This window comes from Bacillus sp. EB600, assembly GCF_024494385.1.
Lineage (GTDB): Bacteria > Bacillota > Bacilli > Bacillales > Cytobacillaceae > JAEVLT01.
Genome location: NZ_JAEVLT010000012.1, coordinates 77,716 through 101,108 on the forward strand (window position 1 = coordinate 77,716; position 23,393 = coordinate 101,108).

Here is a 23,393-nt window from a genome sequence, read left to right on the forward strand (position 1 = left end):
ATGGGGAGCCCTTGTGCTCCCTTTTAGCATTCATGGACAAACACCAATATAACGCTCAGAGTTTTTATCTTTGTCACCAAACCGCCTATTTCCACATAAATATGAGTTAGTAAAAATGCTTTAGGGGGGAATTGTGAATGCATTGGTTAACAATATTGTTAATAGGTATTGCGGCAAATCTTGATAACTTGGGGATTGGCGTCTCTTATAGTTTAAAATCAACCCGTATCCCTTTGATATCTAATCTGCTTATCGCTATTGTTTCAATGGTAGCTGCCTATTTATCCGTTGCTGCAGGGGCGCTTATTTCACATTTTATCTCCATGGGTATCGCAAATTTATCCGGTGGGCTTCTCATTATTGTTCTTGGAATAATATGTATCATTGAGTGTTGTAAACAGGAAAAGAAGACATCCCATGTTATTGTTCATTCTGATTCAAACTTTTCAAGGGTTGTAAGGGAGCCGGATTCTTTAGATTTAAATAATGATAAAATTATTTCTTGGAAAGAGTCAGTTTTATTAGGTTTGGCACTTGCCATCAATTGTCTGGCAATCGGTTTAGGTGCAGGTATTACGGGCGTTCCCCCTATTTTAGCGACGATCTCAATCGGACTTTTTTCAGTAATTTCAATTGCATGTGGCGTCATGGTTGGCAATAAACTAATCGGTACGAGAGTAGGAAAATACTCAAATATCGCTGCTGGGGTTATGCTTATTCTAATAGGTATTTATGAAATGTTTATCTAATCTATGGAAACGAAAAAGGAACTTCACACGATATCTTAATAGTTTTAATTTGGTGTTTACGCTTCTAACTCTTCTATCAGGATTTAGGTTTTTGTTTTCTTTTTCAGGTGTTGATTTTGTTATTTTTCTTATTTTAGGACTTATTTATGTGAAAAATATTTATTCATTCTTTATGGGTAATCTGGTAATCTCCATTATGAGCTGCATGTGTTTGGCCCAAGTTATGTCATTCAAATTTATTTTCAGCTTGCTGCCGTTGTTGCGTTTGCAGGAACGATTCCTGTAGCCTCATGGCATATAGGGTTATTCGTTAAACCAGCCTTGCGTCCGCACGAAAGGAAAGCGGTATTAGCCTATCATCCCATATTTCTGTATCCATTCCGTTAATTCTTATTTATGATAAGTGTTTTGCTCTCAAAAATGGTTTATAAAAAATTCTTCTAAATGCTCTCCGATTTTAAGTACATGTTTCTGTCACTATTAGCCCGCCTACCTTAATCCATCCCTAAAATGAGTATATCCAATTTCGCCAAACCACTATATCGTCAACTAATTCGATAGTACAGTGTAAAAATTTTCAGACAAGTTGGAACGAAAGATTTATATCCTCTCTTTGGAATATCATATCATGCAAAATTTGTTTTCAAAGAATATGCCTTAAAATACCACACTCTTCTATTTAGCACATTAAACAATATCCATAAAATAAATAGCTTTCATTATGCAAATAATATTGCTGTAGTTATTTATTTTTACGTATAGATCCAGAAAGAAGGTATTCTTATGGATGGCATTATTGATTTCATAGATAATCGTTTAAAAGAACAAATTGACACTGAAATTAGCGGAATGACCTTTACAAAGAATTTTCGGTCCCCTAGCGCAGAAGAATGGTATATATTTTTACCAAGTTATAAAGATCCTGTAACCGGTGGGGCGACTGGAAAAGCCATTATCCATTACAACCTTTATGATACAAAACAAATTTTTATTAATACAACCATCATTTTTGATGACCCAACCTTGCATGAAAGAAAACTTTATCAGGTTGTCTATGCAATATCAGATGAGATTGTCAATCGCCTTGTCGGTTTTGCGGATACCCTTTTATCTGTTCACTCCGGTGAAAATTCCTATAACGCAGAATATAAACAATAGAACAGAGGGATGAAATGCACAAAAAAATGATTCAGGCAATTAAAGATGACGCTATTCCAATCCTTGAAACAAGTGATTTGAATTCATTAATAGATGTGCTAAATGATGAAAAGTATGTATTGTTAGGAGAGTCATCACATGGAACATCTGAATTTTATAAAGTCCGTGCGGAAATTTCGAAGAAGCTAATTGTGGACAAAGGATTTACCTTTTTGGCTGTCGAGGGCGACTGGCCAGCTTGTCAACAATTAAATCGATACATAAAAGGCTACATTCAGAAAGAGACGAACCTACTTAAGATGTTGCGGTCATTTAACCGTTGGCCGACATGGATGTGGGCTAATGAAGAATTAATTGATTTTATTGAGTGGCTAAAGGAATATAATCAGAAGCAGTCCGACGACCAAAAGGTTGGTTTTTATGGGATTGATGTTTATAGTTTATGGGAATCGATGGAGGAAATCATTAAGTATTTAGAAAAAATACACTCACCGAATCTTGCAGCTGCCAAAAAAGCTTTCTCTTGCTTTGAACCATTTAACCGCCGGGCTGAGAAATATGGTGTGGCTGCCTCTTTTTACGGGGAAGGGTGCCATGATGAGGTCATCCAGCTTTTAACCGATATTTCTATCAATAAGCATATGTATTTAGATTCTGAAGAAAACAGTCTAAACCTTGAAGTGAATGCACTCATTACAGCAAATGCAGAAAATTATTACAGAACGATGGTTGTAAATGATAATGAATCGTGGAATATTCGCGACCGGCATATGGTGGAGGTCATCAATAAGATCAGTAATTTTTATCAAAATAAGGCAAAAGGAATCATCTGGGAACATAATACCCACGTTGGAGATGCTAGAGCAACCGATATGGCTGATGAAGGAATGGTCAATGTTGGCCAAATTTTAAGGGAGCAGCAAGGAAATGATGATATATTCATAGTTGGATTTGGAACACATCGAGGAACAGTAATTGCAGCGGACGAGTGGGGTGTTAACTTTGAAAGAATGATCGTTCCCCCTGCTCAAGCAGGCAGCTGGGAGGATCTCATGCACAAAGCAGGACCACATGATAAACTGTTAATATTCACTCAAAAAAATCGGCCTATTTTTAATCGTAGAATTGGTCACCGGGCTATTGGGGTAGTTTATCATCCGATGCATGAACAATATGGAAACTATGTACCTTCCCTTCTACCTAAGCGCTATGATGCATTTGTCTTCATAAATTCAACTAATGCCCTTTCGCCATTAGAAGTAGAAACAGTTTTCTTATAAGTTTAATGAGTTTTTAAATGAACTGAAATTATAAGCCTTGATATAGTTAGGATGGCCATCGACCCATTGCTGAAGTTGACTTTTAATTAGTTTTTGGATTTTCTTATTTGTCTTTTTCAGGGGATCTTCAAGAAGCTCGATTAATTGCTGTAAAGCAACAGCCCAATCAAGATCATTTATTTCATCACAAATCCCATTAAGAAAAACCGGGCAAAAACCGCCCGGGCCTTTTTTGTTTAGAGAATATCCGATATTCTGTACTTCATGCCATGTACTCCTTCATAATATTCCGGATACATTTGCCCACCACATTTTTCGCATAAAAACATTGTTGGAGTGGTTGGGTCTCCATCATCCATTAAGTCAAAGTCCCTTACAACACTTAAAGGAATTTCTTCCTTTTCATGACACGTCCAACAAACCGATTAATTCCAATTGCAGGTCGACGGATATAACGACCAATGTAACGAAGTTGCTCTTTTATATTTCCCTTCTGTTTTTGGGCATACACCTAGAAGCTCCTTTAAACATATAAATTAATTAGGTATAACAATCTCAATTAATAAACCTTTTATGCATTTAGCCATTATGGTAAAGGAGAGAAAAGAATGAGTAATCATAAAGGAGAGAACTGTTGTGGAAACCCTCGAGGATGGGGTTCCACAAAAATCGTCCAGCCTAAGTGTGATGTTGCTGATACAATTCGAGTTGATTGTAATAGTGAATCACATTTTGGAGGCATTGCCTTTATTCCAATTGTTCTAAAGGATGTTGAATTACAAGCGTTAGTTGAATCGAAAATCACACTGCCAACTCCTGCAAGGGAAATAAAGAATGTGCGTAGGAATGTCTCCATTACTGAATGCAAAGCCATCCCTTCAGTTGCAAATCCTTGTGAGTTAATGGTTTTTGTCAGAGGAAAAATTCATAAGAATATTCAATATGTAGAGGATTACAGCGGTTTTGTACGTGACTTCTCGGTTAATGTTCCTTTCAACTGTAACCAGGCTGTCAAAGTTGATAATTGCTTTTGGACTGTGTCTGAAAAATTTAGCTTTAAATCCACTTTGACAGGTGAAAGAATCTTTATTGATAAAGAGGGGCATGCAGCAGACCCTTACCAATCCGGTGGCCTTACGTTTGAATTTTACAATGAACCAATTGAATGCAGGCTACTTTTTAGCTTGGTTAATGATCTTGATATACACAAAAATTTTGACAAGAGAGGACGCTTTAAAGTAATCATTGAGAAGGCAGAAGTCGTGTTAGTATTTAAGCTTCTGCAATCACAGCAAGTTTTTAAGTTTCCTCACGGAACGGAACATGACCAAGAACATAAAAGAAAAAAGAAAGATCACGAGATGGAATGTGACCACGATCATGAAAGTAAATGACCACGATCATGAAAGTAAAAATGAACGTGAGCATCGAAACGAAAGAAAATCGAGAGAAAGAATTAAAACCATAATGAAAAGAGCCAAAAATCGGTTTTAATGAACATCCAGTTTTGATGAACGAAGTAAAATCTTCATTTAACCTTTACTAACAAGGGAACTCTCACATTAGTTGTTTGCTTCCCTTGTTGTTACAGGAAATACGCAAAATGAAGTTGCAGGGGTAGGCAGCAGCCAATTATCCCCATTTTTTTACGATTATTTTAATTTCCTCTTTATGACTCACACCTTCATCATCAGGTGTTTCTAAAATAAAAGGGATATTTTTTAAGATGGGAGACTTTACTAGTTCGGCTAATTCTGCTTCTTTGATATAGCCATTTTGAAAAATATTTGCATGTCGATCCTTCTTCAAACCTGTTGGGTATTTTGAATTATTGAAATGAATCACTTTTAAGTGGTGAAGATAACCTAAACTCTCTCCTTTAGCGAATAGCGCATCTGTGTTTTCTCCATTCCATAGCCCGCCAGCAAAAGCATGACGTTTGTCTAAACAAAAACCTATTTTTTCAGGATAGTCTAGCAAGGGGATCTTTGCTACTTATTTGATTGCCATAATGAACGACCACACCGATGGACCCGCAAGCATCGCAATTTCCAAATCATTGAGAAGAGATAAAATAGTCAGCTCTTCTTTATTTTTTAAAGGTGTGAGACTGGTTGAATAAGGTGTATGCGCTACAGAGTATCTTCTTCATTATAATCCTTAATCGACAAACTTCTCGGGTTTTTCGGAAAATATTGAAAAGCGGATGCATGGTTTGCAACCGATTTTTTTGCCGATCCTAAAAATCTATTTCTCATCTAACATGGCTTCCAATGATCATTCTTACCACATCCGTACTCATTTTAAAGATAGGATTTGATAATTTCGTGAGTTCTATTCGGTGCAAATCAGGATAGAAAGGTATTTATGGAGCATCGTTTTAAACATGCAAAAGGATGAAACCGAAAATTTCACCCCTTAAAAAACTCACATTTTTTTAGTTTTAATAGCAGCATTATGTATGAAATGGACCTTGTAGGACTCGAACCTACGACCGGACGGTTATGAGCCGTCAGCTCTAACCAGCTGAGCTAAAGGTCCAGTTTAATAAAAATATGATAGCGGCGAAGGGGATCGAACCCCTGACCTTACGGGTATGAACCGTACGCTCTAGCCAGCTGAGCTACACCGCCAAATCAACCTCTTTGGTGGAGCCTAGCGGGATCGAACCGCTGACCTCTTGCATGCGAAGCAAGCGCTCTCCCAGCTGAGCTAAGGCCCCATCCATTCATAAACGCGCCCGATAGGAGTCGAACCCATAACCTTCTGATCCGTAGTAAGACGCTCTATCCAATTGAGCCACGGGCGCAAAAAAAATACCGGTGATCGGGGTCGAACCGACACTCCCGAAGGAGCACGATTTTGAGTCGTGCGCGTCTGCCAATTCCGCCACACCGGCGTATTGTTTACAGGGTTATATTACAATGATATTTCGTAGAAGTCAACAACTAAAAATAATAAAAAAATGGAAACTGAATAGTGAAACAGTTCCATAATATCTCTACCCATTGTTAACTTAGAAACTACCTTCTACCTATATCTCTATTTATTTACTAAAATCTAAAAGAAATACGCCTTACTTTTAGTTCCAACCATTAATAGCCCGTTTATATAGTTCTAAATATTTGTCAGTCATTTTTCTTTTGTGTATTGTTCTGTAACATATTTTCGAAGGACACTCGGTTTTACCGGGCAATCTCCTGAAACCAATTGTTCAATATGCTGAAAATCATTACATATAAACATAGGTAAACCTTGTAATACTTCCGGAACGGCCCCTCTTCCGTATGCAGCTATAACTAGCCCAAATTGCTCGAAACCTTTATTTGGAAAAACTAGCCATCTAGCATTCCGTAACAGATTTTGCTTTTTCTCCCCATGGACTTCACCTACATATGTGATATTAGGGGTTTTCTTAATGTTTCGATTTATTTTTTGCCCACAAATTCCGGTTTTGCCTTTGGTTCTTGGCGGAAACGAATATTCGCACGGCGGTCCTAATCACTATTTATTCCCTCTGTTTTCTAAGAATAAAACACTTTCAAAAGACATTTTAAGGAACTCGTCCAATCATTAAAGAAGCATGAGTTGAATAGTGAATAGTAAGCGTTTTTCTACGTTTAACAAGAGATGTTATTGATTATCCTTTTGCTAAGACGCTTATGCCCCATAAATTTAGTCTATTTTTACTATTTCTTGATTCGAATATCCAAACAAGAATATTTTTTTGTGGAAGAGGTTTATCAATCTAATTGTTTATTTCAGAACTTAAAAACAGATGTTCTAATCCATTTCAGGCAATTCGAAAAACCTTATTCTTTTTTACAAGGATCGTTCTGTGTTGAAAAGAATCTTAATTAGGGCGGAACCAACTACCTACTGATGTATTTTTACCATGAATATGCCAAATGATATTACTTGAATTATCCACATTATCGTCTTTTAATCCGTACTTGCTCCAGGCAGTCCTCCACTGCAAATCCTCGTAATTTTTATTATCTTTAATAGTAAGTAAAATTTGATATGCTTTTTGACTAAATGCAAATGTCATAGGCATTAGATAGTTATTATCTGGAAAATGACCACCCAGACTTTTGTAATTACCTTTTGCTAAATGATAGTTATTTAGTTGATAACTAACTTTTGAGCTTAAAACATCACATTTATGTGTCTCAAAATATTCAACTATAGTTTTCACATAATCCTTTTTATAAATATCATCGTCATCAATTTTAATATATAGATCATATGGTTTGGGACATTGTGATATTGTCGTCATTGCATTCGTATGGGTCCTTGAATTTTTCTTGTACTGAATTTTAAATCGATCGTCAAGGATATCATCAAATAAGATTTCATAATCTTTAACTTCGGATTCATTATCAAACATAATGCTGATTGAATGAGTAAAATTTGTATACGACTGGTTTTTCATATTAAGTATACATTGACGAAGAATGTAGGGACGTTTATACGATGGTGTAAATAACAAAACCTTCATTTGTTTTACCTCCCTTAACAGATCCACTGCAGTTAAATGAATTTTATACGTCACAAATGTAAATGTTTAAAGCTGTACAATATTTATTTCTTTTTATTTATTTTCTTGTGTGATTAAAGAGGAACGTTCATCTAAATGGGGATCTGGATTTAATCCGAAAATGCCTACTCCTCCAAGTAAAGAATCAGTGGGAAAATCTGTTTGGAGAAATTGTCCTGCGTCTCTGGGAAATGTCGTGTTTTTAAAACTACTGATTTCAGGTGATCCCTTAAAATTTTATATAGAATACTTGGACCGCTTCGGTGAAGTCCACAAATAAATACAAACTTTTTTGAGTTCATTTTTTCTCCCTCAAATATCTTATTGTATTTCTTTAATTAATGTATGTGGAACAATAAAAATGGAAAAGATTCGGATAACGTATTTCGATTTTTGTGGGATTGTATTCATGATTGTGGCGGCTCTTTTATCCATTCTCCTTCTTTTGAACAAGCCCAATATGTTAGTTTGTCTCCTGATTGACAAACCAGAATTGTCCGGCCATCCTCCAGCTGATCAAGCAGGATAGGTTCGACATCCTCATGAGTAATTAGTATTGGGCCATGCCATGGATATCCTCGTTTGTCATTGTCCCGCCACCAAAATCCAATACCGCCCTTTTCTAACTTGCATGCTACCTCAAAATTCCCTGAGCGATTCCCATAAATTATAGGAATATCTTTTACACCTTTAGCAAACGTTATCGTTCTCTTCCATATTTTTGTTTCTCTATTTTCCCAATAATGGATTAACTTATTACCCGAACGCACAATTAGTTCTTTATTGCCAAATTTACTTTTAATTGGCAGCGAAGGCGAAAAATTTGACTCATCTTTTTCATGCCACGGATAAATCTCATCACGATATTGTTCAATCATACATTTATATGCCAGTTGTTTAATCAACCTTCGTGATTGGTCATTCTTAAGTCGATAGATTGGATGACACAGCCCACTAAACTTCTTGTTATTTAAACAGTTTATTATTTCATCCAGTTTAAAATGTGGACGATACCGTATGATTTCCTTATCACTTGTGTACGGATATTTTTTCATTTTAAACCCTAATTCGTGTGCCATATTGACAAAAAAAATTTCGTCGGAACCAAAGGATATCGTTTCTAACAAAGCTTTTTTGTACTTTTCCTTTTTGCTCGGTTCCAGTAATGCCTTAACCAATGGTCTTTTAATCACTTGACCAACATTAAATACACCATAAAACGGATCAAGCCTGAATAATTCTTTCCATCTATCAATATCTTTTCTTAGCTGTTTTCCAATAAACCAATTGTGTCCAGGTATCCTTAGTCTAACTGCCATGTATTCTGCATCTCTCATTTGTTCAGATATGATGTTTTCGTATCCGTCTTTAATAAACAAAGCATCGGAATCTATATTAATAAAATATTCATAATCTATTCCCAGTTCCTCAATCCATTCCATTGTCTCAAGAAAATAAATCGTTGTGTATCCATATTTTAATTTTCTACTCGAAGGACACACAGGTACACCTAAGTCATCGCATACGGATGGATCTTCCCCTCCATTAAAAAATACAAAGGTGCTATTCGGACAAAAAAATCGGACATTATTGATTAGTTCCCTAACAACCTCACGATTATTATGAACAAGGATGGCAAAACAAATTTTGCTTTTTGGCTTTTTCGTAAAGTACTTATATTCCTTTTTAAGGGTCTGCTCCCTTGTTACATTTCTGTTCTGGAGTGAAATAGTTTTTGAATCATTTTCATTCATGATCATTCACCTCATAAAATTAAATAAAAGGATAAAGGGAGAAACAAGGGACCTTTTTTAAATCTATTAATAAAAAGGGAAAATTCCCTTTTCATTGATGATTGATATTTTTTGGGTATTACTTTTTTATAGATCTGGACTTTCTATATGTTTACCTAAAATTTCTTCAATCTTCGTAATTAATTGTTCTACTCTTTTTTTAGTAGTATGTTGGGTTTGGACAAATTGATAACCCTGGTCAGCAATCCTATTCCTTTCATCCTCGTGTTTTAAATAATATTCTGCTTTTTTGTAAAAATCGTCTTTTGTAATACGGACATAATGTTCACCGGGAATAAACCCCAAATCATCAAGGTCTTTAAGTTGTGGTGCAAGCAATAAAGTTCTGCATCCCGGAACTTCAAAATATTTCATTACCGGAAACTTTCTTGCCGTTCCACAAGTGAAAAAAATTTTCGCCCTATTTATTTCCATTGCATATTTTTCATTTACAAAAATTTGAGTCTTTTCTTCTTCCGTATATTTTCGATATCCAGGATGGCGGTGATAGACAAATCTTGGATCTTTTTTAAATTGCTTAACTATTTTTTCCCTTAATGGATAACCGCCATTTACAGCTCCCATTAGTAACATGTCGATTTCCTTTGGTAAACCATAATCCTTAAAGATTTCACTATTAATATGGTGAGGAAACCAACAGAATCGACTTTTAAATTCAGGATATATTTTAAAAAAAATCCGCTTGTAATTAGGGAAAATATATTGAATGTTATTGGATTTGATATATTCTCTTCTTCTGTTAATAAATCGGTGCACATCCTCTATAAAAATCCCAGCGGGAATCTTGATCTCCGATAAACCGTTAACTACAGGTTTCAAGCTGCCCCCAATATCATTTTGGATAAGAATAAAATCAGGTGTAAAAGGTATTTGCTTTAAAATATCCTTTATCTGTCCAGAATCTCTCCAAATGGCTAAATTTGTTTTTTGGGATAATTCCTTCTCTACATGGTAAACGCTCTCATTGAAAGTATTATTTTTTGTATCTTTACCGATCAGGAGTAAATTTAACATTATTAAAAGCCTCCTTTTTCGTCTAATCAATCATTATAGTATGCTCATAGATAAAATATGTTACTGGAAATATCTTCCTTCTTTCATAACAAACTCTTCAGAACAAATTTCCAGGTTTATTCATATGATAAGTCGTTCATCAAACAAATGATCTATTAATTTAAGGGAGAGCTAAAAGATGAAAATAGCACTTCTTACTATGTTTAATGGTCTAGATAGTTCATATTCCTTGGTAAATGTAGTAGCTGAACAGGTTCGAATGCTTCTTGATGCAAATATTGAAACCAGGATTTTGGTAAGTGACATCTGCCCACTAAATAAACTTTATGGAATTTTCCTGGATAAACGAATTAAATGGGTGAAAATATGTAACCATCTAGATGGGAAACAAATGCATTGGAAAAACTACATCCAGTCAGATGGTGAGGTACATGATACCTTTTTTAAGGAGGCAGATGTGATTGCAAAGGACCTAGTAAAAAAATTAGAAGATATTGATATCTGTTTTATGCATGATATTCATTACCAGGGGTGGCATTTACACCATAACATCGCCATTAGAAAAGTTCAGGAGAAACTGCCTAACCTTAAATTCCTTGCATTTACCCACTCCGCGCCTGTTAAACGACCCCCAAACCCGAAATGGCCTTTCTCTGCCCGATTTACACCAATGCTTAATACTTTGTATATTTATCCAACACAATCTGGAATTTCAGCCTTGGCAAGACAATACAATGTTCCTGAAGATCGATGTAAAGTAGTAAATAACAGTCTTGACTTACTAAGTTTTGTAACGGAGGAAGTTAGTCTATTATCAAAATATATTGATTTGCTGACTCCGGATATTTTAGTTGTCTATCCTGGTCGTTTAACGAGGGCAAAAAAATTTGATAAAGTTGCTGCTCTATGCGGAGCTATAAAAGTAAAAACCAACAAGTTTGTCAAAGTAATATTCTGTGATACATTCCCAAAGTTGGATATTTCTCCAGAGGCCTATAAGGAATTTGTTCGCTCTATTGGAGTAAAATTTGGTTTAAATAATGGAGATTTATTATTCACATCAGATATAAAAGAATTTAATAAAGGGATCCCCAGAAAAAGTGTATTAGAACTTTTCACACTTTCAAACTTATTTATATGTCCCTCTTATTCCGAGTCTTTTGGTTTAACAGTTTTGGAAGCAGCAAGTAAAGGGAACTTTCTTGTTTTAAACGAACAGGTGCCGGCTTTAAATGAACTCGGAATCCATTTGGATGCTTACTTTATGAAATGGGATGCCAAGAATTTTGGATTTAATACTCGTGAGATTTATCGTCCTTCAGAAGAAGCTTATCTTACTCACCATGCTAACAACATTATCGAATTAATGGATAACAATCCAGTTATTCACGCAAAAACAATCGCAAAACAACGGTATTCTCCAAAATGGATCTGGAAAAATCAATTGGAACCGATTATTAAAACTTTATGTTAAATTACGAAAGAGACTGAACTAAAAAGAAACCCGTTCCAAAAAAATTCCTTCGGAGTGGGTTTCTTTGAGTTAATACACAATTACAACGGCTATTTTATTTAAAAGGTCCGGTTTGTTTTTGTAAAAAATGATACAAAGCGCCAATCATTCCAGCATCATTTTGATGTTTACATAGTTCAACAGGTACCTTGAATACTTTCCACCATGGATTAAGGTCAAGTTGATGATTAATCATACTTAACAATTCTTGTTGATTGGCCACTCCCCCGCCAATTAATACTTTTTGAGGGTTTAAAGCTACAGTAAGGTTATAAATTCCATAACTTAAGTTTTTTGTCCAGTCTTCAATTAGTTTTTTAACCGAATGATTATTATTAGATTCCAAAAAAACTGTCTCTCCATCAATATTTTCGGTTTCACTTAAGCCTTTTAATTTTTTATAGGAATGAATTAAGGCAGATGTAGAAGCATTAGAATGCCATACTTCAAATCGGCGGCTTTTACCCCGGGTAACCATAAACCCAAATTCGCCGCCTCTAAAACTGTGACCATGCAAAAGCTTCCCGTTAGTGAAAATCCCTCCTCCAATTCCGGTTCCCAATGTTATACAAATAAAATCTGTACAATTTTTTGCATTTCCGCTGATTTTTTCAGCTAATGCAGCACAGTTCCCATCATTTTCTATTTCAATCGGCAGGGAAATTTTTGCTTCTAATAATTTTTTTAGATTTTTATTACTTAATGCCCCTATATTACCTGCCAATTCAGAATACCCTGTATGGGGATTTATAAATCCTGGTAAACTAATAGCAATCCCACTCACAATAGTATTTCTTGTGTACATGTTAATTGTATCTATCATGTCTTTTAAAAATAGTTCCAGGTTTATTCGAGAGGTATTGTAATCACCTTTTGAAAGAACAGAGCCATCCTCTAATAATAAACCGTACTTAACTTTTGTCCCGCCTACATCGAAACAGATGTACTTTTTCAAATTACTTCCTCCAGACTAATCTAGATTTAGGTGGGATCGTTATTCATTACCTTAATAATTACTCCCTCCTCCAAGGTAGGTTTCTCGAACTCTTCGTAGTAAATTTTTTTTAACAAATTTTCTGGAAATCGTTTCAACACTTTATTACGTTTTTTACAAATTTCAAAGTCGGTATCAACATGAAATATTTCCAAAGTTAGCCCGAATTCTTTAGCAACCTTGATCCATCTTTTACGACGCTCTCTTGTCCTGTTTGTGGAATCCACAACTACTTTATGCCCACTTTTAAGTAATGTTCGGACCATGAGTTCAGCGGATTCCCACACTTTTGGTTCAGCCTTAGCTTTATAAACCTGGCCATGTACAGCTAGCCTGAGATCATCAATAGATACGCGTGTCCACCCTTGTTCCTGAAGCGTTTTCCCATAAGTTGATTTCCCGCTTAATGGAATCCCGCACATAATTCCAAGTTTCACCAAACATCTCCCCTAAGTACATTTATCAAAGCTTCTCCTATATTAAATGCTTGGAAACATAAAGAAGTTAGTTTTGAGGATACCCATTTTTCTATTGCGCCTTCATCGTTTCTATAACAGGACATTTGTTCATATATTGCTATTCCTGTACATCGTTCCGGAATTGATTGTTTTTGATTGTTGGTAAAAAGAGACCTCCTCCTACATATTCCCCCACCAATAGAGATCCTGTCCCCTCCAAATTCTCAAATAACCTAAAAATACAAAGGAGAGACTGACCTAAAAGTCGTTTGATTATCTTAGACCAGTCTCTTTTTTAAATGAGCAAAAAAGTTAATTTTATTGATTTATTTTCCTGGTTTCGGTGGTTTTGGTTTTCCTGGTTTCGGTGGTTTTGGTTTCCCTGGTTTCGGTGGTTTTGGTTTTCCTGGTTTCGGTGGTTTTGGTTTCCCTGGTTTCGGTGGTTTTGGTTTTCCTGGTTTCGGTGGTTTTGGTTTTCCTGGTTTCGGTGGTTTTGGTTTTCCTGGTTTCGGTGGTTTTGGTTTTCCTGGTTTCGATGGTTTTGGACATTCAGTTGATGTATCAGTATCAGTATCGGTTTCTGTCTCGGTCTCAGTTTGGGTCTGGGTATCAGTTTCTGTCTCGGTTTCTGTCTCAGTTTCCGTTTCCGTCTCGGTCTCGGTTTCGGTTTCGGTATCAGTTTCTGTCTCGGTCTCCGTTACCGTTTCTGTCTCGGTCTCAGTTTCAGTTTCCGTTTCCGTCTCGGTTTCTGTCTCGGTCTCCGTTTCGGTTTCGGTCTCCGTTTCCGTCTCGGTCTCGGTCTCCGTTTCGGTCTCGGTCTCCGTTTCGGTTTCGGTCTCCGTTTCTGTCTCGGTCTCGGTCTCCGTTTCGGTCTCGGTCTCCGTTTCGGTCTCCGTTTCGGTCTCCGTTTCGGTCTCCGTTTCGGTCTCCGTTTCGGTTTCCGTCTCCGTTTCCGTTTCGGTCTCCGTCTCGGTCTCCGTTTCGGTCTCGGGATCACTAGAAATAAAATAAACATTAAATATCCCAGGTAAACAAACGCCGTATCCATCCGGCAAATTTTCAAAATATAATCCATTAGTTTGTTGTGAAAATAGAGCTTCAGTTAACGGAAATGAAGGAGAACTAAGTTCAAAATGTTGACAATGACCAGGAAGGATTCGATGGGGGCTGAGATCTGTTATTACTGCTTGGTAATTTCCAAAACATTTTGGTTCACCTATGTCAATATCTAGCCTTGCATTAATATCTGTTTCCGAACCTTCGCCCGGAGGCAAAAGATAAATCGTTCCAGGTTTCGTTGTGTTGAAACAGATGGCTCCAATTTCTCCGGTAGTACCGTTATTACCTACTGTAATTATAACATTATTTGGACGCTCACTATTTTGAGTTATCTTTATGAAACCTGATATAGTTTCCCCTTCAGTGGATTTAAATATTGCCATATCTGTTATTCACCTCTTTGAAAACATATTTTACAGCTCTTTATTTTAATTTTTAATAGTAAATCTTTTCGATTGGACACAGACCTTCCTTTCCATTAATTTGAAAATAAACGTATTAATATTCTATTTCTTACACCGATTAAGGTTCATTAAATAAACAAATCAGCAGCCCATTCTAAGGAAATAAACACAGGAAATTCTTCAATTTGAATTTTTACGAATTTTATCAAAACAAATATGTTATATTATGAAATTTCTTTGAGGGATATTTGATAAAAAGTGCTTTTACCCTGGGAAATCTATTTAGACAAGCTATATAAGTTTCTATGGAATCCAATTTTAAAGGAGTTTGTTTTAATTAGGATGTGGATGTAATGATTCCGCACAACAGTCAAAGAGCATCAGGATTGGTAAATTAGAAATTTTTACAATTAAATTATACCTTGCAAGACTGGCACCAAAGTTCAAGCATTCCGCTAATGTGTTCTCCTCATCCATACGATATACACGAATCTCCTCTTCATTTGGTACAAAATTGATATTACTTTTATTTAAAATCACAGTAAGCTCTTTCTCTTCTACTCTTTGCCTTTAAAGTTGGCAATCAAGTTTTCTGCCATGTACTTGCCTGGATGTGCGTGTAACAACTGAAATCATGTACTATATCTCCCCTTTTTACCCATTCCATTCTTTCCTATTTACATAGTATGTTAGTGAACTTAAAAACGAGAGGTGAGTCATGAAGAAGAAAGTGTTAATTACCGGTGTTGCCGGTTTTCTCGGATCTCATCTGGCAAAGGATTTACTGGATGACGGTAATATATTGGTTGGAATTGATAATCTTTCATCTGGAAAAATGACTAATATAACAAACCTGCCGGAAGACCGCTTTACTTTTATAAATATGGATGTGTGTTCTCCATTAGTTGCTACACATCCTGCTATACAAAACATCTCGGAAATCTATCATTTAGCTTCCCCTGCTTCCCCAAAATATTATCAGGCAGCTCCTTTTGATACCATTAATGTGAATACGATTGGCACGAAGAATATGCTGGAATTAGCCAGAAAAAACAATGCTAAGATGGTTTATACCAGTACAAGCGAGGCATATGGTGATCCGGAAGTTCATCCACAGCCTGAAACCTACAGGGGAAATGTCAATACATGGGGGCCCAGGGCGTGTTATGATGAGGCAAAGCGTCTTGGTGAAGTGCTTTGTTATGAGTTCTATAAGCAATATCAAACAAAGGTCAAAGTTGCCCGTATTTTTAATACCTATTCTGCTGGACTTGCCAATGATGACGGCAGAGTTATTTCAAATTTTGTCACTCAAGCATTAAAAGGAGACGATATTACAGTTTATGGAGATGGAACACAAACACGCTCGTTTTGTTATGTGACCGATACCATAAGAGGCTTAAAGCTTTTGATGGAAAAGGATGAGGCAAACGGAGAAATTATTAATATCGGTAATCCTGTGGAATACTCTATTTTAAAAGTGGCACATTTGATAAAGGCTTTAGCTAACTCAACCAGCAAGATCACATTCCATCCACTTCCACAAGATGATCCGAAGGTCAGAAGACCTGTGATCGAAAAAGGAAAAGCACTTTTAGGCTGGAGTCCAACGGTTTCTTTGGTAGATGGTTTGAAGGAAACAATCCGTCAGTACAGGTTGAAGCTAAATCTTAATAAATCGTAAAATAAGACTTTAATTTCATTGCCCGGTTGATTTTGTCCGGGTATTATTTTTTAATCAAACATTAAATATAATAAAATATTCTTTATTCCCTTCCAGTTGCCTTCTTCTAAAAATAGTAGCAGAATTTATTTACTTTTTCATTTTGAAGTAAAATAATACCATTTGCCTGAAAAGATTTTACTGCTTTTATTGCAGCCCCGACCTTGTTGTTAATGCTGGCATAAATAACAATAACATTTTTGGGGAAATAGCCAATTTCCCCCTTGTAATGATGAAGTCCTAATCAAATTACTTTTAAAATGCATACCTTATAGAGGCAAAGAATTTTATATATGGTAAATAAAAGCTTTGATTACTAAAAATTCTAACAAGTATCAATATGGCAAAAATCTGGGAAGTGCCATCAAAGAAAGGAGCATTATATTGAAAGGAATTATAGTTGCTGGGGGCAGTGGATCACGACTTAGTCCTTTAACAAAAGTAATTTCAAAATCACTTTTACCTGTCTATGATAAACCGATGATATATTACCCCCTTTTAATTCTAATGGAGGCAGGTATACGTGAAATATTAATTGTAACAACTCCCCAGGATAAATTAAGATTTATGAACTTATTAGGAAATGGATCGCACTTAGGGATTTCTATATGCTATGAAGTAGAGCCATCACCAAAAGGGATTGCACAGGCTTTTATTATCGGAGAGCAATTTATTGGTAATGATAATGTTGCTTTAATATTGGGTGATAATATTCTTTTTGGAAATGGACTATCAGAGCGGTTACAAAAATCAATCACTAAGAAAACAGGTGCTACCATTTTTGGGTATTATGTAAATGATCCCAAAAGGTTTGGAGTGGTAGAATTTGATCAAAGTGGTAAAGCTATTTCCATTGAAGAGAAACCCAAAAATCCAAAATCCAACTACGCGGTAATAGGATTGTATTTTTATGACAACCGGGTAGTAGAAATAGCAAAAAATTTAAAACCATCCGAACGAGGAGAATTGGAAATTACCGATATTAACAAGAGCTATTTATTTATGGACGAGCTGGATGTTGAAATGTTAGGAGAAGGATTTACTTGTATTGATTCCGGTACTCCTAGCTCATTGTTTGAAGCTTCACAATGTATAAAAGAATTAGAAGAAAACTTAAATATTAAAATTGGATGCATAGAGGAAGTAGCTTTTAAAAAGGGATATATTAACGAAGAGCAGTTATTTTTATTAGCCACTTCGCTCCTTAAAACTGATTATGGAAAATACTTGATGAAGATTGCAACAGAAAATAAAGATAAAATCTAAATAAAAAAATTTAACTCTTACTGCTTTTTCCTACTATATTAAGCAAATCCTCCTTTTCATTACTACAAATAAATAACCTCTAACTATTCAAAACATTCCTAAAAAAATTTCAAAAATGGCAAGTAAAAAAAAAAATTATGACATCTTTATTCTTTATAGCTTGATCGAAAATAACCGTTAACCATGTGCAACCAAGTGGACAAGGACAGAGAAAACCTGTATTTTCCTTGAACATTGGGCCGACGGTACCCAGCCTTTCTTAAACAAATATTTATATAAAATATGTGAAACAAGTTTTTAAGTATAAAGACATAACAGAGGGTGAAAAAGGTTGAAAGTTCTTGTTACAGGTGGATTAGGTTTCATCGGGTCACATCTTGTTGACCAATATATTCTTTACGGATATGACGTGGTTATTCTGGATAATCTTTCAACTGGTTCTTTGTCTAACCTTAATCCAGATACCAGTCTTATCAACATGTCTCTTTTGGATAATACACTCGCGGATTGTTTGCATAAAGAAAAACCGGATATTATAAGCCACCAGGCCGCACAAGTAAATGTAAGAACTTCGGTCACTAATCCTATTTACGATGTAGAAACAAACTTGCTTGGGACAATTCGTTTGCTTCAAGCAGCAGGTCAAGTTGGGATAAAAAAATTCATATTCGCTTCTTCAGGCGGTACTGTTTACGGTCAAACTCCTGAAATAGCTTTACCAGAAACATTTAATACTAAACCTGTTTCACCATACGGTATTAACAAACTTGCATCTGAATTTTATGTTGACTTCTACGCTAAACAATACGGTTTTCAATCTATCATTCTGCGTTATTCAAACGTATATGGATCAAGGCAAAATCCAGCTTCAGAATCCGGGGTAGTTTCTATCATTAAAAACCGTTTACAAAGTGGTCTGCCTCCCGTTATTTATGGCGATGGGGAGCAAATTCGTGATTATATCCATGTCAGTGATGTCACTGCCGCAAATATACTGGTTAGCCAATTGGATTCTCCAAAACATGAAATTTTCAATGTAGGAACAGGCAAAGGAACGTCATTAAATGAGCTTCTTGCCTTGTTCTATCCATTTTATCCTGATGCAAAACCCCCGGTTTATACAGATGCTAAAGCATGTGATCTCGGTTTCAACGTATTATCGATTAACAAATTAACTTCCTTAGGATGGCCTCCCCAAATCAGCCTCAAAGAAGGCATTAAACAACTCTGCCAAGAACATGATTAAAGAACCAGAGTGTGACAAAAAGGCATCCGATTCGGATGCCTTTTGTCTTTTTTATACAATTTAGGGTTTAAAATAACGCACAGGCCATATTTAAAACCGTTGCTGGACTTATATACTAATGGAACACTATCAGTCTAAAACTTAATTTGCAATTATTACATTTAAGTATCTTCCCTCCAAATGGTTATACTTTCTTATTAAAAAAATTCGTTTTGTAACTTGTGCCCTTTTTTGAAATCATCCATAGTAGTTTTGAACATAACTTCTTGGTTTTCTTTACTAGAGATCTCCAAAAATCTCTACCATTTAAAAGTAGATTGACACTGATTTGCTCAATCCTTTAATACCAGACAAGCTTTCATTGAGTTCCAATCTAATCGTTATCTGGGTTTTCTCCAACTAATATTTTAATAGGTTGTGGACCGGAAATGATTACTATAAAAAACAGCAAAAATCTCACAATACATAGGTATATACCGTTTCATAATACACATGATGGTCATAAAATAAAGTACATGGTATTAAGAGATATGTATTTAGTTTTAACTGGATGTTTCGACAGAGTATGGACCTTGAAAATTAAGAATGGACGAGTATTAAGCATTCAGTCCCTATAAAATAAACGCCGACAAATTGTGTCCATCATTTTAAAATCACTAAAACATGGCAAACAATGGGGGACTACTAAGTAAATAAAAATCCGTATTAAAAAATGTTTGAAAGGAAAATGATAAGTGAGCGAAAAGATTCCATTCAAGGATTTTACCTTAACTCCTAAGAGCAATACGATTATTTGCAATATAGCTACAGCAGATCATTACAAAGATTTAAGAGATATCATGGAACCAACCGTAATCTATTACGGTAATCTCCACCAAATAGATACTCTTCTACTCACAGAAAGACTTGTTCCAGAAAGGCCGGCAGCATGGGATAGAATTGTCTTATTATACAATTTATTACGATTTTATGAAATTGTAATCTGGTTAGATGCGGATACTGTAATTGTTGACCCTCGAATTGATATTCGCTGTGAATTAGATTCTTGTTTTCCTGTGCAAATGGTTACACATTATTCTAGGGTTCCCATTTTTCCAAATACTGGGGTTTTGGTGGCAAAACGTGATCATCAAACAGAAGAGTTTCTGGAAGCTGTTTGGAATCAAACAGACAGAATCAATCATCAATGGTGGGAGCAACAGGCCGTTTTAGACCTGCTTGGTTTTGTCAATAATTATCACAGCATCTTTGCATATAATGGACCAACAAAATACAGTTCGATGATCGGTTTGTTGGATATTAAATGGAACAGCAGACCCACGGATCAGGAAATAGCGGAAAGTCCGGTTATCATGCATTATTGTGGTATGCACCCCTTTGATAAACGACTGGAAGAAATGAAAAAAGGATATAAGGCTTTCCTCCAAAGAATAGGAGAAATTTCCAGTTAAAATGCAAGAATCAATTGATATTTATAGGATAATGATTGATCAGTTTGATTCCGGAATTGCCCTTTCTTGGACAGCCCTTAATAAATGCCCATCTGTAGTATAGAATGGGACTTGCCTTGCCACGCTAAACGATGGCCAATTGGATGATTCAAGGAGCAGATTAATGGCTGTATCCCGTATATGATCGGATGCATCAACTTCTTCTGAAGCTTGATATTTTGCATACCGATGAAACCACCTTACAGGTACTGCGTGAATCAGGTCGGACAGCCACTCCCCAATATTGATTTGACAGATGAAAATGCCATGGACCAATTACTCCCCTGGTCAACAATACCTCCACTAACTTGCATAGCCTTTAACAATGTTACCTAAATAATACTTCAAGTCCCAACCTTCTAATAGGTGGGGACTAGTTGACTTTTACGTACATACAAATGCATCATTCTTGCATTAAAGTAGAATAAGCCGATGAATTTCACTGGCTATTTATTATTGCCAAAAAAACTGTAAAAATACCCGCGTTATTTTTACAGTTTCATACTCGAATCATATTCCATTAGCTATGATGAAATTAGCAAATTCTGAAAAGGAACACTATACGGATTCTTAATAATACTTCGCCTAGTAGGAGTGGAAGTTTTTACGTAATGTCATTTCACCCACATATTTATTATCAAATAAGCAGAAACTTCCTCTTTTGATAACGGTTGAATCTCATACTTCATAATCACTCTCTGAGACAGGGGACGATGATGATTTAATACTAATCGACTTTTTAAATGGGGTAATCCAGACAAAACTAAGATAAATGGGTTAGTAGAATCCAGTTGAAAGTTAAACAAAATCGCGATATCCTGCAAAAATGCGTCCTTTGCCATGTTAAAAACAGGAGTAATCTTTCGTTCTCCGGCTAATCGTTCAATTCCTTGTTGGATTTGCCTGAACAGATCGACTTTACGAAACTTTGGTTCCTCTCCCAATCCATATGCTAATCCACGATAAAAATCCATAACTCCACCCGTTGAGAGAGGAAAATACATTACCTGGTACAGGGACTGGCTTAGGGATTCCTTAAAGGACCGTAAGGTAAATGTTTTACCTACGCCGGGATCGCCAATAAGGAGACCGATTCCATTTGATTTTTGCAAGTAGTTTAATGCTCTTGTTGCCCCTTGATAATCCGTTGAGAGATACGCTTCCGAAGGCTGAATATCCTTTGAAAATGGCGCCTTGGCCAAGAAGTAGAAGGATTTATACATGACCCTGTTCTTCCTTTTCATCAACTGCTGAAGACATTAAAAACGGTGAGCGAACTCGTTTGGCATGTGCGTTATCTTTCATGGAAACTAGAGTTGCTTCAGCTACTTTTTTATCATTCTCAAATATATAAACTCCTTTTTCATCCAGCCTTACATCGATGGAATGACCGATAAAGCATGAAGGTACTTCGTAGAGTTGTTTATTTAAGGTAATGGTGCCATCAGCTTTAACCTTACGCTGCTCGCGTTTCAGGAAGATTGTATCCAAAATGGACGGATCCTCTAAAAAGGTTATATCTTTTAATTGAGATTGAAAAACTTCATGAGGTGTTTTGCCATCTAAATAGGAATGTACTTTGCGATGGTACTCTTCTTCTAACCAACGCCAGAACCTTTCATTCAATTCTCAAAGGGCATCGTGTGGGCTAGTGTGATTCCCAACTGTGCACACACATATTGCAATGTTTCAGATCGATAGATCTTCCCATTATCCGCATAGATGATGGTTGGTTTTCCCCTTCGGATTAACGCTTCCTTTGTCACCACCCTTAATCCGTCAAATTTCTCTGACGAGAAAAATTGTGCAAATGTCTTTTTCATTTTCCCATTGATGGGGACGTATGCCCCGTGTGATAAATCTCCCTGCCATAACACATTTACTTTCTCATGAGAAAATCGCTTTCTTTCAGGAGTTGCTAGAATTTGTTTCCCTACAAGGTTGTGTTTTTTTAGTAACCGATTTATAGTAGAGTAAGGATATTTGTTCTTTATTTATTTCTCCGTGCTCAATTAGCTGTTCGTAAAAAACGCTAACCGGCATATGGAGATTTTTTTTTCGGATTTCTAAGATTAGCTCCTGATCATCTGGCGATAATCTTCGAGAATTCCCTCTGTCCCCACGCTTCTTTGGTTTTAATGCCTCAAACCCATTTCGACGATAATGAAGAAGCCATTCAAAGCCATTCATGTACTGTTTTTATTTGTTCTCGTTCTTTTTCATTCATGGAATCTTCCTCCTTTTTGTAGAAGGACAACCGGTTATCCATGTTTAATAATCTACTTTCTTTGCCATTTTTTGACGATGAAAAATCTGTGTGGGGACGAACAATATTTTTTAATCCCCCTCAATATGGTAGAATTATTTTGCCATAAAATGTTTTGATAAATGGCCCCAGCTCCTTCGTAAGAAGGGGGATTCGCCAAAGTTCAGGATCATTATCATGTATTTTATGGCCTCTTTTTTTCTGTCCTCCGATACTCCCAATATTAGACCTGAGTCTACAAAAAAACTATGTATCCAGTGAAGATATTTATAGTAACGTATTAAGTGAAGCCGCAATAATTGTCGGCTGCTATTTATCTTTTTCCTCTGAAGAAAATCATGTATTCGCTTTAATATTGTATGGATCGTATGTTGAAAATATGGGATTAGAAAGTCCGGAAGGACGGAAATACTCTTCTT

Annotated in this window: 19 protein-coding genes, 5 tRNA genes and 4 pseudogenes; 11 read left to right on the forward strand and 17 right to left on the reverse strand. The window is 36.0% G+C overall.

Annotated elements, in window-relative coordinates:
* Positions 1 to 137: 137 nt before the first annotated feature.
* The 4 genes from JN080_RS14360 to JN080_RS14375 all read left to right on the forward strand — a co-directional run bounded on the left by JN080_RS14360 (position 138) and on the right by JN080_RS14375 (position 3,187).
* The gene (locus JN080_RS14360) at positions 138 to 749 is read left to right on the forward strand and encodes a manganese efflux pump (RefSeq protein WP_256236701.1); all 612 of its coding nucleotides are present in this window, start codon (positions 138 to 140) and stop codon (positions 747 to 749) included.
* A 207-nt stretch (positions 750 to 956) separates the two neighbouring features.
* Positions 957 to 1,136 carry a twin-arginine translocase subunit TatC gene (locus JN080_RS14365; RefSeq protein ID WP_256236702.1) on the forward strand — a complete coding sequence of 60 codons (180 nt, stop codon included), beginning with the start codon at positions 957 to 959 and terminating at the stop codon, positions 1,134 to 1,136.
* Positions 1,137 to 1,532: 396 nt separating this feature from the next.
* A complete protein-coding gene (locus JN080_RS14370; RefSeq protein ID WP_256236703.1) occupies positions 1,533 to 1,907 on the forward strand; it encodes a hypothetical protein in 375 nt (124 codons plus the stop codon).
* Between the two features lie 14 nt (positions 1,908 to 1,921).
* Positions 1,922 to 3,187: an erythromycin esterase family protein gene (locus JN080_RS14375; RefSeq protein ID WP_256236704.1), complete on the forward strand. Its 1,266-nt coding sequence runs from the start codon at positions 1,922 to 1,924 to the stop codon at positions 3,185 to 3,187.
* Here JN080_RS14375 and JN080_RS29640 read toward each other — a convergent pair.
* Positions 3,182 to 3,379: pseudogene (locus JN080_RS29640) on the reverse strand (hypothetical protein); the annotation flags it as partial. The gene JN080_RS14375 and the pseudogene JN080_RS29640 sit on opposite strands and share 6 nt — an antisense overlap.
* A gap of 190 nt (positions 3,380 to 3,569) precedes the next feature.
* Positions 3,570 to 3,698: a hypothetical protein gene (locus tag JN080_RS14380; RefSeq protein ID WP_256236705.1), complete on the reverse strand. Its 129-nt coding sequence runs from the start codon at positions 3,696 to 3,698 to the stop codon at positions 3,570 to 3,572.
* Between the two features lie 97 nt (positions 3,699 to 3,795).
* On the opposite strand from JN080_RS14380, the gene JN080_RS14385 reads away from it, so the two are divergent.
* Positions 3,796 to 4,581: a CsxC family protein gene (locus JN080_RS14385; RefSeq protein ID WP_256236706.1), complete on the forward strand. Its 786-nt coding sequence runs from the start codon at positions 3,796 to 3,798 to the stop codon at positions 4,579 to 4,581.
* Between the two features lie 238 nt (positions 4,582 to 4,819).
* Here the strand turns inward: JN080_RS14385 and JN080_RS14390 are convergent, their stop codons facing one another.
* From JN080_RS14390 to JN080_RS14435, 10 genes are all read right to left on the reverse strand, one after another.
* Positions 4,820 to 5,167, reverse strand: coding sequence for a TIM barrel protein (locus JN080_RS14390; RefSeq protein WP_256236707.1), 348 nt, complete (start codon positions 5,165 to 5,167; stop codon positions 4,820 to 4,822).
* A gap of 152 nt (positions 5,168 to 5,319) precedes the next feature.
* Positions 5,320 to 5,445, reverse strand: a complete 126-nt coding sequence (locus JN080_RS14395; protein WP_256236708.1) for a hypothetical protein — start codon at positions 5,443 to 5,445, stop codon at positions 5,320 to 5,322.
* A gap of 209 nt (positions 5,446 to 5,654) precedes the next feature.
* Positions 5,655 to 5,728, reverse strand: a tRNA-Ile gene (locus tag JN080_RS14400).
* A gap of 18 nt (positions 5,729 to 5,746) precedes the next feature.
* A tRNA-Met gene (locus JN080_RS14405) sits at positions 5,747 to 5,820 on the reverse strand.
* A gap of 13 nt (positions 5,821 to 5,833) precedes the next feature.
* Positions 5,834 to 5,909, reverse strand: a tRNA-Ala gene (locus JN080_RS14410).
* A gap of 13 nt (positions 5,910 to 5,922) precedes the next feature.
* Positions 5,923 to 5,996: transfer RNA gene (locus JN080_RS14415), tRNA-Arg, on the reverse strand.
* A gap of 8 nt (positions 5,997 to 6,004) precedes the next feature.
* Positions 6,005 to 6,086, reverse strand: a tRNA-Leu gene (locus JN080_RS14420).
* Between the two features lie 954 nt (positions 6,087 to 7,040).
* Positions 7,041 to 7,688, reverse strand: a complete 648-nt coding sequence (locus tag JN080_RS14425) for a glycosyltransferase (protein WP_256236709.1) — start codon at positions 7,686 to 7,688, stop codon at positions 7,041 to 7,043.
* A 446-nt stretch (positions 7,689 to 8,134) separates the two neighbouring features.
* Positions 8,135 to 9,481, reverse strand: coding sequence for a hypothetical protein (locus tag JN080_RS14430; RefSeq protein WP_256236710.1), 1,347 nt, complete (start codon positions 9,479 to 9,481; stop codon positions 8,135 to 8,137).
* A 126-nt stretch (positions 9,482 to 9,607) separates the two neighbouring features.
* A complete protein-coding gene (locus JN080_RS14435) occupies positions 9,608 to 10,555 on the reverse strand; it encodes a glycosyltransferase (RefSeq protein WP_256236711.1) in 948 nt (315 codons plus the stop codon).
* 178 nt (positions 10,556 to 10,733) lie between these two features.
* Here JN080_RS14435 and JN080_RS14440 point away from each other — a divergent pair, with 178 nt between their 5' ends.
* A complete protein-coding gene (locus JN080_RS14440) occupies positions 10,734 to 12,029 on the forward strand; it encodes a glycosyltransferase (protein WP_256236712.1) in 1,296 nt (431 codons plus the stop codon).
* Positions 12,030 to 12,123: 94 nt separating this feature from the next.
* Here the strand turns inward: JN080_RS14440 and JN080_RS14445 are convergent, their stop codons facing one another.
* The 3 genes from JN080_RS14445 to JN080_RS14455 all read right to left on the reverse strand — a co-directional run bounded on the left by JN080_RS14445 (position 12,124) and on the right by JN080_RS14455 (position 14,962).
* The gene (locus JN080_RS14445; RefSeq protein ID WP_256236713.1) at positions 12,124 to 13,023 is read right to left on the reverse strand and encodes an ROK family protein; all 900 of its coding nucleotides are present in this window, start codon (positions 13,021 to 13,023) and stop codon (positions 12,124 to 12,126) included.
* A gap of 26 nt (positions 13,024 to 13,049) precedes the next feature.
* Positions 13,050 to 13,499 (reverse strand): AAA family ATPase, encoded by a 450-nt coding sequence (locus tag JN080_RS14450; RefSeq protein ID WP_256236714.1) that lies wholly within the window; start codon positions 13,497 to 13,499, stop codon positions 13,050 to 13,052.
* Between the two features lie 347 nt (positions 13,500 to 13,846).
* A complete protein-coding gene (locus JN080_RS14455) occupies positions 13,847 to 14,962 on the reverse strand; it encodes a hypothetical protein (protein ID WP_256236715.1) in 1,116 nt (371 codons plus the stop codon).
* Positions 14,963 to 15,701: 739 nt separating this feature from the next.
* Between JN080_RS14455 and JN080_RS14460 the strand changes: the two genes are divergently transcribed.
* The 5 genes and pseudogenes from JN080_RS14460 to JN080_RS14480 all read left to right on the forward strand — a co-directional run.
* Positions 15,702 to 16,667, forward strand: coding sequence for an NAD-dependent epimerase/dehydratase family protein (locus JN080_RS14460; protein WP_256236716.1), 966 nt, complete (start codon positions 15,702 to 15,704; stop codon positions 16,665 to 16,667).
* A gap of 423 nt (positions 16,668 to 17,090) precedes the next feature.
* A complete protein-coding gene (gene rfbA / locus JN080_RS14465; protein WP_256236717.1) occupies positions 17,091 to 17,972 on the forward strand; it encodes a glucose-1-phosphate thymidylyltransferase RfbA in 882 nt (293 codons plus the stop codon).
* Positions 17,973 to 18,303: 331 nt separating this feature from the next.
* Positions 18,304 to 19,218, forward strand: a complete 915-nt coding sequence (locus tag JN080_RS14470; RefSeq protein WP_256236718.1) for an NAD-dependent epimerase/dehydratase family protein — start codon at positions 18,304 to 18,306, stop codon at positions 19,216 to 19,218.
* A 734-nt stretch (positions 19,219 to 19,952) separates the two neighbouring features.
* On the forward strand, positions 19,953 to 20,669 hold the full coding sequence (locus tag JN080_RS14475) for a hypothetical protein (RefSeq protein ID WP_256236719.1): 717 nt from the start codon (positions 19,953 to 19,955) through the stop codon (positions 20,667 to 20,669).
* A 128-nt stretch (positions 20,670 to 20,797) separates the two neighbouring features.
* Positions 20,798 to 20,941 (forward strand): annotated as a pseudogene (locus JN080_RS14480) (IS66 family transposase); the annotation flags it as partial.
* Positions 20,942 to 21,346: 405 nt separating this feature from the next.
* On the opposite strand, the pseudogene JN080_RS14485 reads toward JN080_RS14480, so the two are convergent.
* Together JN080_RS14485 and JN080_RS14490 are read right to left on the reverse strand one after the other, a co-directional pair.
* Positions 21,347 to 21,931: pseudogene (locus JN080_RS14485) on the reverse strand (ExeA family protein); the annotation flags it as partial.
* Positions 21,924 to 22,886: pseudogene (locus tag JN080_RS14490) on the reverse strand (helix-turn-helix domain-containing protein); the annotation flags it as partial. The pseudogenes JN080_RS14490 and JN080_RS14485, both read right to left, overlap by 8 nt.
* Positions 22,887 to 23,393: the final 507 nt, after the last annotated feature.

Excerpts from the sequence above, each read along its gene's own strand:
- JN080_RS14360 (WP_256236701.1), top strand. The coding sequence starts at position 138 with ATGCATTGGTTAACAATATTGTTAATAGGTATTGCGGCAAATCTTGAT.
- JN080_RS14370 (WP_256236703.1), top strand. The coding sequence starts at position 1,533 with ATGGATGGCATTATTGATTTCATAGATAATCGTTTAAAAGAACAAATT.
- JN080_RS14375 (WP_256236704.1), top strand. The coding sequence starts at position 1,922 with ATGCACAAAAAAATGATTCAGGCAATTAAAGATGACGCTATTCCAATC.
- JN080_RS14385 (WP_256236706.1), top strand. The coding sequence starts at position 3,796 with ATGAGTAATCATAAAGGAGAGAACTGTTGTGGAAACCCTCGAGGATGG.
- JN080_RS14395 (WP_256236708.1), bottom strand. The coding sequence starts at position 5,445 with ATGAGAAATAGATTTTTAGGATCGGCAAAAAAATCGGTTGCAAACCAT.
- JN080_RS14425 (WP_256236709.1), bottom strand. The coding sequence starts at position 7,688 with ATGAAGGTTTTGTTATTTACACCATCGTATAAACGTCCCTACATTCTT.
- JN080_RS14430 (WP_256236710.1), bottom strand. The coding sequence starts at position 9,481 with ATGAATGAAAATGATTCAAAAACTATTTCACTCCAGAACAGAAATGTA.
- JN080_RS14435 (WP_256236711.1), bottom strand. The coding sequence starts at position 10,555 with ATGTTAAATTTACTCCTGATCGGTAAAGATACAAAAAATAATACTTTC.
- JN080_RS14440 (WP_256236712.1), top strand. The coding sequence starts at position 10,734 with ATGAAAATAGCACTTCTTACTATGTTTAATGGTCTAGATAGTTCATAT.
- JN080_RS14455 (WP_256236715.1), bottom strand. The coding sequence starts at position 14,962 with ATGGCAATATTTAAATCCACTGAAGGGGAAACTATATCAGGTTTCATA.
- JN080_RS14460 (WP_256236716.1), top strand. The coding sequence starts at position 15,702 with ATGAAGAAGAAAGTGTTAATTACCGGTGTTGCCGGTTTTCTCGGATCT.